The sequence below is a fragment of the Halorubrum sp. 48-1-W genome (assembly GCF_003287355.1).
Lineage (GTDB): Archaea > Halobacteriota > Halobacteria > Halobacteriales > Haloferacaceae > Halorubrum.
In genome coordinates this window covers 1-9,673 of record NZ_QMIM01000055.1, presented here as the reverse complement: position 1 = coordinate 9,673, position 9,673 = coordinate 1, and the positions used below count along the sequence as shown (strand labels likewise).

Here is a 9,673-nt window from a genome sequence, read left to right as displayed (position 1 = left end):
TTCGCGTCGGACCACCGACTCCCTCGCGCGGGCTCCTCGCGCCCGTTCGGGCGCTCGGAGGCGCGCGCCACCGCACCCGGTCGATAGCGTGCTCACCTGTAGTGAGAGATTCTCGGTGGGGGGTGGTGGATCCGCTAAATCTTCGTGTGTACCTATAGAGACGGGATCGAACGGGATTTCTACGTCTGTGTCGTCGGTTGTGTCGAACAGGGCGGTTTGTGTAGTAACCTTGCGAGATTTGGCAAACCACATGACTGTGTGGGTTTGGGACCGTTAGTGTTACCGGATGATTTCGACAGCCAATTTTCAGGCTGTTGTGGGGCGGAAGATGCGGAAAAACCGGTGAACGCTCGGATGCACCGTCCGGGAATTGAACCCGGGCTATTAGCTTGGGAAGCTAATGTCCTACCACTGGACCAACGGTGCTCGATTCGGAGTACCCGACGGTCCCACTTCAACGTAGCGTTTCCCGAACCGTCGGGTAACCGGCCTCACCGTCCCCCCACCGCCCGACGATTTCCACAGCGTTAACCCGTCCGCCGGGAACGGCCTCGCATGGACGACGCAGACGGGGCGGACCCGGACGGAGCGGACCCGGCGGACCCGGACGGAGCAGACTCGGCGGACGCTGTCGAGCGGGTGAGAGATCGATACGACGACCTCGCGCCAGCGCTCGCGCGGACGTGGGCGGACGAGGAACCCTGGCGGTTCCTCACCGACCTCACCGCGATCGGGAGCCGCATGGCCGGCAGCGACGGGGAACGGCGGGCAGCGGAGCTCGTCGCCGACGCCTTCGAGCGCGCGGGACTCCGCGACGTTCGGACCGACACGTTCGGGATGACCGCGTGGGAGCGTGGCGAGGCCGACCTGCGCGTCGCCGTTCCTGGACGGGACGGGACCGAGCGGACGCGCGAGTTCGAGGCGCTGGCGCTCCCCTACTCGCCGGCGGAGGCGGTCGCGGGCGAACTGGTCGACGTGGGCTACGGGACGCCCGAGGAGATCGACGACGCGGACGTGGCGGGAAAGGTCGCCGTCGCGTCGACGACCACCCCTGCGAACACCCGGTTCGTCCACCGGATGGAGAAGTTCGGGCACGCGCTCACTGCGGGCGCGACCGGGTTCGTCTTCGTCAACCACCTCGACGGCCAGCTCCCCCCGACGGGCTCGCTCACGTTCGGCGAACCGGCGTCGGCCCCGGCGGTCGGCGTCTCGGCGGAGACCGGCGAGTGGCTCCGCGAGTACGCCGCGAACACGGACGGCCCGGTCGCGAGCGTCGAGATCGGCGTGGAGGCGTCGTTCCGCCCCGCGGAGTCGCGGAACGTGATCGGGCGGGCCGGCCCGGACACCGACGAGCGGCTCCTCCTCCTCGCCCACTACGACGGACACGACATCGCGGAGGCGGCGCTGGATAACGGCTGTGGGATCGCGACGGTCGTGACCACTGCCGGGATCCTCTCCGGGGCGGACCTCCCGATCGGCGTCGACGTCGTCGCGGTCGGCTGCGAAGAGGTCGGCCTGCTCGGGGCCGAACAGTTGGCGGAGACGGCCGACCTCGACTCGGTCCGCGGGGTGGTCAACGTCGACGGCGCGGGGCGGTTCCGCGACCTCCGCGCGCTGACGCACACCTCCGAGACCGCCCGGTCGGTCGCGACGGCGGTGTCGACCGCGACCCGCCAGCCGATCGCGGTCGACCCCGACCCGCACCCCTTCTCCGACCAGTGGCCGTTCGTCCGCCGGGGGGTGCCGGCACTCCAGCTCCACAGCGACTCCGGCGAACGCGGCAGAGGCTGGGGCCACACCCACGCGGACACGCGCGACAAGGTCGACGACCGGAACGTGCGTGAACACGCGATGTTGACGGCCCTGCTCGTCGCCGAGTTCGCGACGGCGGACCGCGACCCCGGCCAGCTCGACCCGGACGCGCTCGCCGACACCTTCCGCGAGACGGACTTCGAGCCGGGGATGCGCGCGGCCGACCTGTGGCCGGCGGAGTGGGAGTAGGGGCGCGTCACGCCGAGTCGCGGTCGTCCGGGATCGGGGGTACGCTCCGCTTGTGTTCGGTCGCCCGGTACCGCGCGAGCAGGTCGTCGACGACTTCGCGGTCGAGGTCGAGCTGCGAGGCGACCTCCTCCGATGTCAGCCCCTCGTCGATCGCGAGCCGTAACGCCGGGTCGATCGCGTCGTAGTCGGCGCCGAGGTCGTCGGCGTCGCGTTGTCCGGCGAGGAGTCCCGCGCTGGGCGGCTTCTCGAGGACGAATCTCGGGACGTCGAGCGCCTCGGCGAGCGACCGGACCTCGGTCTTGTAGAGGTGGCCGATCGGGTAGAGGTCGGCCGCACCGTCCCCGTGTTTCGTCACGTAGCCGAGCAGGCGCTCGCTCCGGTTGGTCGTCCCGCAGACGAGGCGGCCGGTCGCGTTGGCGGCGAGGTACGCCAACGTCATGCGGAGGCGCGCGATAGCGTTCCCGACGAGCGTCGGCTCGTCGTGGAGGCCGAAGCGGTCGGGCGCGACGCTCCCGAACTGCGCGAGAAGCGGCTGGAGGTGGACCGTGTCGTGTTCGATCCCCAGCGCCTCCGCGAGCCCCTCGGCGTCCCGTGCGTGATGGGCACCGATCTTGTTACACGGGAGGATCAGCCCGTAGACCCGCTCGGCACCGAGTGCCTCGACGGCGATAGCGGCGGTGACCGTCGAATCGAGCCCACCGCTCATGTTGATCACGACGCCGTCCGCCCCCGCCGTCGAGACCGTCTCGCGAACGAACGAGACGGCACGCTCGAGTTCCGCCGCCGGGTCGACGGGATCCGCACCGTCGGTCGGAGTGGTCCCACGATCCCCGTCGGTGGAGCGTGACGAGTCGTGGCCGGGGCCGACCCGGGTGGACGTGTACGGACCGTCGCCGTCGTCCGCGGTTGCCCTCTCCGGGTCGGCGCGCGTGGAGGTGTCCATAGCGTCTCGCCGTCCCCAACGGGCACGTAAATACGCTCCGTGGATATTGTTTAAGGTCGTTCTCCGCCGGACTGCGGGTGACCGAGACGGCGGGGAACCCCGCGACCGGTCGGTCGATCACGAGCCGACGGGTTCCTGACCGATATCGCCGAAAACCGCGCCGTCGGGCGAGGAGAATCACACGTTCTTCTCCCTCACGCGCCGATCCCCGATCGTAAAGAATAATTCGATAGTAGAACACGATAGATGTGTATTAGGTGATTATAACCAAACGTTTATACAAGAATGAGGCCACCTCGATCGTATGTCAGCAATACAGTTGAGTTCGAGCCAGAAGCGGATCCTCACGTCGCTCGTGAACCTCGTCGACAACGAGGACGGCGTCGTCTGCGGGCGGGAGATAGCGGAGGCGATCGACCGGAACCCCGGAACCGTCCGCAACCGGATGCGGAGCCTCCGCTCGCTCCAGTTGGTCGAGGGCGTCCCGGGTCCGGACGGAGGGTACACGCCGACCCGGAACGCCTACGAGACCCTGGATCTGGACCGGATGGAGGACGCCGAACCGGTCCCCGTCGTTCACGACGGGTCGCCGGTCGACGGGGTTACCGTCCGCGACATCGAACTCTCCAGCGTCAACAATCCCGAACTGTGCCGCGCCGAGGTCGTGTTGTGCGGGTCGGCCCGGCCCTTCGAGAAGGGCGACCGCGTCACGGTGGGGCCGACGCCGGCCTCGGGGCTCCGCGTCTCCGGAGTGGTCGACGCTACGAACGTCGACGGCGACACCCTCATGATGCGTGTCGAGTCGATGGAGACGGTCGCCGACCCGACGGAGGCGACCAGCGGCCCGATGAGCGGGCGGTCCGCGAGCGACTGATCGGTCGTCCTAGTCTACCACCCGGTCCGACCGGCGCTACCTCTCGAGTGACCCGTCGGTGGAGCCCGCGATCCGGTCCCGGATCGCGCCGGTCGCTGTAGCGACCCGTCGGGCGTCGCGGTGGCGCTCGCCGAACGCGGTGACCGCGCTCACAGCGGCCTCCCCGTCGGTCTCGAAGTCGACGCCCCGGTACTCCACGTCCCACAAGACGAGGGGTTCCGGCACTGCGGGACCGACGCCGTACTCGCCGGGGACCGGCTCGTCGGCGAGGAGGCGGTCGACGAGTCCGGGTACTGCGGTGCCGCGGCCGACGGCCTCGACCGTCCCGACGAGCCGGCGAACGAGCGACCGGGGGAAGCCGCCGGCGGTCGCCTCGACGACGAGGAACTCGCCCTCCCGGGTCGCGCTCGTCCGGAGGTCCCGAACCGTTCCCTCGTCGTCGCCGGTGAGGTTGTGAAAGTCGTGCTCCCCGGAGAGTCGGGCGAGCGCCCCGTGAACCGCGTCGTCGTCGATCGCGGGAACCGCCGACCGGTCGATCGACTGCCCGGACCCGTTCGAACCCGCCGTCGGCGCGTACAGGAAGTACCGGTACGTCCGTCGGATCGCGTCGTGGGTGGCGTGAAATCCGGCCTCGACGTCGGCAGCCGCCCAGACCCGGACCGACCCGGGGAGCCGGCCGTTGAACGCGCGCGGCGTGAGCCACTCCGGCGCCTCGAACGCGACGGTCTGTGCCACCGCGGAGACGCCGGCGTCCGTCCGACCCGCTGGGGCGTACCCCGGCGGCGTCGCGTGGGTCGGCCCCTCGCCACGATCGACGAGCCCGTGATCCGAGAGCGCGGCGAGCAGGGTCCCCTCGACGGTCTCGGCGTGAGGTTGTCGCTGGAACCCGGCGTACGCGCGGCCGTCGTACGCGATCCGGAACGCCCGGGTCACGCCTCCTCGTCGCTCATCGGGACGGTGACGACCGGCACCGGCGACGTTCGCACGACCTTCTCCGTGACGCTCCCGAGGAGGACGCGCTGGAGCCCCGTCCGCGTGTGGGTCGGCATCACCACGATGTCGGCGCCGGTGTCCTCGATGGCGTTCGCGATCACCCGGAGCGGCTCGCCGTGGATCACGCTCCCGACGGCGTCGACCCCGGCGTCCGTCAACTCCTCCGTCACCGTCTCGACGCGCCGCTGTGCGCCAGCCTCGACCCGCTCGGCGAACGCCCCGGCGCGCGGTCCGGACAGCGTGTGTTCGAGCGTATCGACCGCGCTCACGACGTGGACCGTCGCGCCGTACCGCTCGGCGAGACTCCGGGCGTGTGGGACCGCGTCGTTCGCGGACTTCCCCGGTGCGACCGGCAGGAGGATGTCGTCGTACATGGTCGGGGATGGACCCGCCGGGCGCAAAACGCTACCGGCGAGCAGTGAGTGTCGGTCGATGGCGGCTGTCGGTCGACCGCGACCAAACCTCCGCACGCGCGTGAGAAACAGGTCGTATCCGTCGGAGGGCGCCTCCGGAACGCGACCGACACCTCACGGCGGATGGGTAGGGTTTTCCGGCGGGCGGTCCTGTCTCGGACCATGGCACGAGACGTCCACGACCCGGACAACCCGCAGATCACGCTTCACACCAACCACGGCGACGTCGTCGTCGAGCTGTTCGCCGACCGCGCGCCGAAGACGGTCGAGAACTTCCTCGGGTTGGCCCGCCACGACCCCGCCGCGGACGCCGACCCCGCCCGCGACACCAACACGTGGACGGACCCCGAAACCGGCGAGGTCCGCGGCGACTCGCTGTACGAGGGGAACGTCTTCCACCGCGTCATCGACGACTTCATGATCCAGGGAGGTGACCCGCTCGAGTCCGGCCGCGGCGGCCCGGGGTACCAGTTCGACGACGAGTTCCACGACGAGTTGACCCACGACGGCCCCGGGATCCTCTCGATGGCCAACTCCGGGCCGAACACCAACGGCTCGCAGTTCTTCATCACGCTCGCCGCCACCCCGCACCTCGACGGGAAACACGCCGTTTTCGGCCGGGTGATCGAGGGGATGGACGTCGTCGAAGAGATCGGTTCGATCCCGACCGACCGCCGCGACGAGCCGCGCGACACGGTCTCCATCGACCGCGTCACGGTCGAAGAGTAGGAACCCGGAGGAAGTCATACACGCTCTTCCGGCCGTTTTCCGTCACCGCGTCGCCGATATTCGGAGACGTGACGACCGACGGGGTGTAGAGTCCACCCGAGAATCCAGGATGCGTGCTGAAGGCTCTGTTGAAACCCGTAGTGAGTTACAGGTTCAGTCGGTAGTTTGCGTAGATGCAGACCCTCCCAAAATCTCGGTTGCTCCGACTTGTCGAGGAAGCAGTTCAATTAGCACAACGTGCCGTCGCTCGATACTCCTCGAGGTTTTCGAAACAACACTATAGGCTCCATCAGCACATCGTTCTCCGCTGTCTCAAAGTTCGAAGGGATACGACGTATCGAGCACACCTCGACGAACTCATCGAAATGCCCCGTATTCGGAGCGCGCTTAATTTCACCGAACTGCCTGCCCCAGCAACACCGCGCAAAGCGTTCGGTAGACTCGATATGGCTGTCTGGCGAGTGTTGCGCAGTCTCTCTGTTTCACTGCTCTCGACCAACGGAGTCAATCAGAATCAACTCAACGCTCAAGCGGAAGTACGGCGCGTTCGTCCGTTCACGACGGTGGTGGAAGCAGTTCCGTGAACTCACTCGTAGGCCTCGTACGGCTCGACCAACGTCAGGAGATCTTGTTCCAGTTCGGCGCCAACAAACCGGACGTGCCCCGTTTCAGCCTCGTAGTCGATTATCCGAGCCTCCTCCAGTTTTGGAAGATGAGTATGGTGAAGTGCGATTCGGACCCGTTGTTGGTGTTCGTCCGACTCCCGTCTCGGGTCTTCGTTCCGAACCCGGTCTGCGACGCGATCTACGAGCACATCGTATTCCAGTGTCTTCGCAGAAGCGTTTTCCAACGCGTTAAGGGTGGCGCGTCGGTGTTCGTTCGCTACTGCCGACAGAATCGTATCGGTGGAGATCGATCTCTCACGCCCCGAAGAACCGGTACCCTGATCGATTGACTGGATATTACGTGTCCCCGGCTCTCGGCTCTCATCCATACCCACACAGCGTCGTCCCATCTGCCTGGCTCTGTCCCATGGTACATAATGGAAACAGCCAGTCCGTTTCCGTTGCTCACTCCCGCGTGAGAAGTGCGTACCTCCCGAACGTCCCAATGGCACGACGCAGTCGCTCCGTCACTGCTTGATCGGAAATTCCGAGTTCGTCAGCTAACTCTGCGGTCGTACACCCTCGTGGAATGTCGTAGTACCCCCTTCGAATGGCAAGCGTCAACGCTTCTCGTTGGGGCTCACTCAGGCCGTACCACGGACCGGCCTCAGGGTCCGTCGGATTATATATGCGGGTTAGCTCCAGAGAGATGTGCGCGTCCGCACAACAGGTCTGGCACTGACTCAATGCCTCGCGGTCTGAAAACCGTATCTCGAAATTCCACCCTTCCGACGATCCACTCGCACTCAGTATCTGCCCGTCGTGTTCCAAGATACACTGAAAAAGGTGGTCCTGGCTCGCATCCCAGTCGATCCTGATTAGCGTCCTGTCGTCGAACACGTCCACCTCTGTGACGGTGTTGACAGTTGGATAGCGTTCGACGGCCTCGAGAAAGCCGTTTTCGACCGGTTCGTAGACCCAAAAGAGCGGCACGGTCACGTCCCCACTCGGGACGAGCGTTTCCAGTTCGATGGCCGAGGCTTGCTCTAGACTGAGGATTTGCCCGAGTTCGAAATCATCGGACGGGATGCGAACCTCCGTTATCACACTCATACTCGCTTGTAAGACTAGATTGTCCGGTTGTACAAAAGGAGATGACATGGTACACCATGGCCATCCGAGTGCCGGAGGTACACCCCGCTCGCAGCGCACACCGTCTCGGCCAGCAACGGTTCGTTGACTCGTCTCGAAGCCATGATACACCACCCATCCCTGTTATTCGTCTGCCAGACGAAGGCTTCGGCATGGCGACTGTGATGGAGTTTACGAGTCCGGTAGCGGAGTTTCCGCTGGGAAGCGTGTTCGAGAACCTGCCGGGTGTGACCGTTGAACTGGAGCGATTGATCCCACACGAGACGCTGATCATCCCGTACTTCTGGGTGCGTGACGTAGAAACGGAGGATATCGAAGCTGCGTTCGAGGCGCATTCCGGCGTGAGAAACATTCGAGTGGTCGATAGCATCGAAGACGAGTATCTCATGCGTGCCGAGTGGGAGTCGGAGTACTTCGGCATCCTGAGCGCGCTTGCCAAGGCCAACGTCGTCGTACTTTCCGGGATCGGAACGAAAGAGGAATGGCGGTTCGAGGTACGCGGTGAGAGTCAGGAGACGCTCGCTGAGTTTCGAGATTACTGTCAGGAAAACGATATTCGGATAGCGATCACCGCCGTCCACGCAATGCTTCCGATCCGGGGCGAGGGCTACGAGCTAACCGAGACCCAACGTGAGGCGCTGGTGTTAGCCTACGAGCGGGGCTACTTCGACACCCCACGCGCGGTGTCGCTCGAAGAGATCGCTGACGAGCTCGGCATCACCCAGCAATCGCTCTCATCACGCCTACGACGCGGGCATCGACGCCTCATTGCAGCGACACTCAGTAGTTCGGTGTGATCGTTCGGATAGGTCCTCTAATTTAAACCCCCTGTATAATCAGTATGCGTATTGAACCGACTCAGACCGCTAGAATCGGGCGAGATGGACGCAACGGTATCTGGGGTTGGAGTCGAAGCGGTCGAGTACTCTCGGGAATCTGGGACTGTTCGCACGCAGTTTGATCAGGAGAAGACACCAGCGAGCATGGCTGTTGTCGCAACGCTGGCGGACGTAACGGATACTGATCCTGTAGAGCTCGACCCGCTCCATTCCACTGTTGACGCCGACGAATTAGATGCGCTCGTCCACGTTCGCAACGGGACGAACGGGGATACCCACGTTGCATTCACGCACGAGGGGCACGCAATAACCGTACACAGCTACGGTGTGATTACTATCACACCAGAACACGAACTCACAGTGGGGAAACACGAAAGGGGGCGGGAAGATGACGTCTGAGGAGACCTCGCTTGCGTCGAAGGAAGAATTAAACGCGGAACTGAAAGCCCTCCTTCGCAGGGCCTACGAGAGTGGAATCGACGTGGAAGGCGGATTCGAATGTCGGAATGGGGTCGAACATCCTGACTGGGACGTGATCGTCACCGAAGTGCAAAAGAACGAGCATTCGGAGTGAACGACTTCGAGTGTGGCCGGATCGGTCGCAACTACTTGACCTGTGAGTGACGAACGCCGTACCCAAGACCGCATCAAACGGGTCCTCTCAGCGCAACGGCGGCGAGTATTACGTGCGCTCCTCGATGAGAGTTCGATATCTGCGGACCCGATCCTTCGTAAGGGAGAGACTCTCAACTCCGAGGAGTACCTCACGATCTGTTACGAACTCCATCACGTCCTACTTCCCGAATTATCGGATGAGGGGTTCATCGAGTTTGAGCGGTCCGAAGACAAAGTACGGCGAGGAATGAAGTTCGACGAGGGACGTCGGTTTCTTGAACAGATCGATGACGACCATGACGAGTAACCTGGTCCCGTAATCGATTTGCTACCGAAACGAACAGTGTTCGGCTGCGGCATCCACCCGCTGAGTCTTGCATACCGGTACGAGTATTATTTCTATCTGGTAGTTTCTTCAACACTCGGTTCGCACGTGTAGTGTTCACTACAGAAGAGGATTTCACCTATGGAAACGCTGCTACCCGGGCAAACCACGTCTAACGACAAAA

At 64.4% G+C, this 9,673-nt stretch carries 11 protein-coding genes, 1 tRNA gene and 1 pseudogene; 7 read left to right on the top strand and 6 right to left on the bottom strand.

Going from position 1 to position 9,673, the window contains the following annotated elements; translation table 11 throughout:
* Positions 1 to 355: 355 nt before the first annotated feature.
* A tRNA-Gly gene (locus tag DQW50_RS17315) sits at positions 356 to 426 on the bottom strand.
* A gap of 129 nt (positions 427 to 555) precedes the next feature.
* Here DQW50_RS17315 and DQW50_RS17310 point away from each other — a divergent pair.
* Complete coding sequence (locus DQW50_RS17310; protein ID WP_112080502.1) at positions 556 to 2,001, top strand: M28 family metallopeptidase; 1,446 nt, start codon at positions 556 to 558, stop codon at positions 1,999 to 2,001.
* A gap of 7 nt (positions 2,002 to 2,008) precedes the next feature.
* On the opposite strand, the gene DQW50_RS17305 is transcribed toward DQW50_RS17310, so the two are convergent.
* Positions 2,009 to 2,944: an NAD+ synthase gene (locus DQW50_RS17305; RefSeq protein ID WP_112080501.1), complete on the bottom strand. Its 936-nt coding sequence runs from the start codon at positions 2,942 to 2,944 to the stop codon at positions 2,009 to 2,011.
* A gap of 304 nt (positions 2,945 to 3,248) precedes the next feature.
* Between DQW50_RS17305 and DQW50_RS17300 the strand changes: the two genes are divergently transcribed.
* A complete protein-coding gene (locus DQW50_RS17300; protein WP_112080500.1) occupies positions 3,249 to 3,818 on the top strand; it encodes an Rrf2 family transcriptional regulator in 570 nt (189 codons plus the stop codon).
* 36 nt (positions 3,819 to 3,854) lie between these two features.
* Here the strand turns inward: DQW50_RS17300 and truA are convergent, their stop codons facing one another.
* Together truA and DQW50_RS17290 are read right to left on the bottom strand one after the other, a co-directional pair.
* Positions 3,855 to 4,751 (bottom strand): tRNA pseudouridine(38-40) synthase TruA, encoded by an 897-nt coding sequence (gene truA / locus DQW50_RS17295; protein WP_112080499.1) that lies wholly within the window; start codon positions 4,749 to 4,751, stop codon positions 3,855 to 3,857.
* Positions 4,748 to 5,185, bottom strand: a complete 438-nt coding sequence (locus DQW50_RS17290; protein ID WP_112080498.1) for a universal stress protein — start codon at positions 5,183 to 5,185, stop codon at positions 4,748 to 4,750. The genes truA and DQW50_RS17290 overlap by 4 nt, the downstream gene beginning before the upstream one ends.
* Before the next feature lie 201 nt (positions 5,186 to 5,386).
* Here DQW50_RS17290 and DQW50_RS17285 point away from each other — a divergent pair, with 201 nt between their 5' ends.
* Together DQW50_RS17285 and DQW50_RS17280 are read left to right on the top strand one after the other, a co-directional pair.
* Complete coding sequence (locus DQW50_RS17285; RefSeq protein WP_112080497.1) at positions 5,387 to 5,953, top strand: peptidylprolyl isomerase; 567 nt, start codon at positions 5,387 to 5,389, stop codon at positions 5,951 to 5,953.
* 173 nt (positions 5,954 to 6,126) lie between these two features.
* Positions 6,127 to 6,459: pseudogene (locus DQW50_RS17280) on the top strand (IS5/IS1182 family transposase); the annotation flags it as partial.
* Positions 6,460 to 6,539: 80 nt separating this feature from the next.
* Here DQW50_RS17280 and DQW50_RS18280 read toward each other — a convergent pair.
* Together DQW50_RS18280 and DQW50_RS17270 are read right to left on the bottom strand one after the other, a co-directional pair.
* Positions 6,540 to 6,947 carry a hypothetical protein gene (locus tag DQW50_RS18280; RefSeq protein ID WP_198664718.1) on the bottom strand — a complete coding sequence of 136 codons (408 nt, stop codon included), beginning with the start codon at positions 6,945 to 6,947 and terminating at the stop codon, positions 6,540 to 6,542.
* A 76-nt stretch (positions 6,948 to 7,023) separates the two neighbouring features.
* Complete coding sequence (locus DQW50_RS17270; protein WP_112080496.1) at positions 7,024 to 7,671, bottom strand: helix-turn-helix domain-containing protein; 648 nt, start codon at positions 7,669 to 7,671, stop codon at positions 7,024 to 7,026.
* Positions 7,672 to 7,862: 191 nt separating this feature from the next.
* Here DQW50_RS17270 and DQW50_RS17265 point away from each other — a divergent pair, with 191 nt between their 5' ends.
* The 3 genes from DQW50_RS17265 to DQW50_RS17255 are packed head-to-tail and all read left to right on the top strand — an operon-like array spanning position 7,863 to position 9,123.
* Complete coding sequence (locus DQW50_RS17265) at positions 7,863 to 8,507, top strand: helix-turn-helix domain-containing protein (protein ID WP_112080495.1); 645 nt, start codon at positions 7,863 to 7,865, stop codon at positions 8,505 to 8,507.
* 51 nt (positions 8,508 to 8,558) lie between these two features.
* Positions 8,559 to 8,948, top strand: a complete 390-nt coding sequence (locus DQW50_RS17260) for a HalOD1 output domain-containing protein (protein WP_198664717.1) — start codon at positions 8,559 to 8,561, stop codon at positions 8,946 to 8,948.
* Positions 8,938 to 9,123 carry a hypothetical protein gene (locus DQW50_RS17255; protein ID WP_112080493.1) on the top strand — a complete coding sequence of 62 codons (186 nt, stop codon included), beginning with the start codon at positions 8,938 to 8,940 and terminating at the stop codon, positions 9,121 to 9,123. Before DQW50_RS17260 ends, DQW50_RS17255 begins: the two co-directional genes overlap by 11 nt.
* Positions 9,124 to 9,673: the final 550 nt, after the last annotated feature.

Excerpts from the sequence above, each read along its gene's own strand:
- DQW50_RS17285 (WP_112080497.1), top strand. The coding sequence starts at position 5,387 with ATGGCACGAGACGTCCACGACCCGGACAACCCGCAGATCACGCTTCAC.
- DQW50_RS17255 (WP_112080493.1), top strand. The coding sequence starts at position 8,938 with ATGACGTCTGAGGAGACCTCGCTTGCGTCGAAGGAAGAATTAAACGCG.
- DQW50_RS17310 (WP_112080502.1), top strand. The coding sequence starts at position 556 with ATGGACGACGCAGACGGGGCGGACCCGGACGGAGCGGACCCGGCGGAC.
- DQW50_RS17305 (WP_112080501.1), bottom strand. The coding sequence starts at position 2,944 with ATGGACACCTCCACGCGCGCCGACCCGGAGAGGGCAACCGCGGACGAC.
- DQW50_RS17290 (WP_112080498.1), bottom strand. The coding sequence starts at position 5,185 with ATGTACGACGACATCCTCCTGCCGGTCGCACCGGGGAAGTCCGCGAAC.
- DQW50_RS17265 (WP_112080495.1), top strand. The coding sequence starts at position 7,863 with ATGGCGACTGTGATGGAGTTTACGAGTCCGGTAGCGGAGTTTCCGCTG.
- DQW50_RS17270 (WP_112080496.1), bottom strand. The coding sequence starts at position 7,671 with ATGAGTGTGATAACGGAGGTTCGCATCCCGTCCGATGATTTCGAACTC.
- DQW50_RS17300 (WP_112080500.1), top strand. The coding sequence starts at position 3,249 with ATGTCAGCAATACAGTTGAGTTCGAGCCAGAAGCGGATCCTCACGTCG.
- DQW50_RS18280 (WP_198664718.1), bottom strand. The coding sequence starts at position 6,947 with ATGGATGAGAGCCGAGAGCCGGGGACACGTAATATCCAGTCAATCGAT.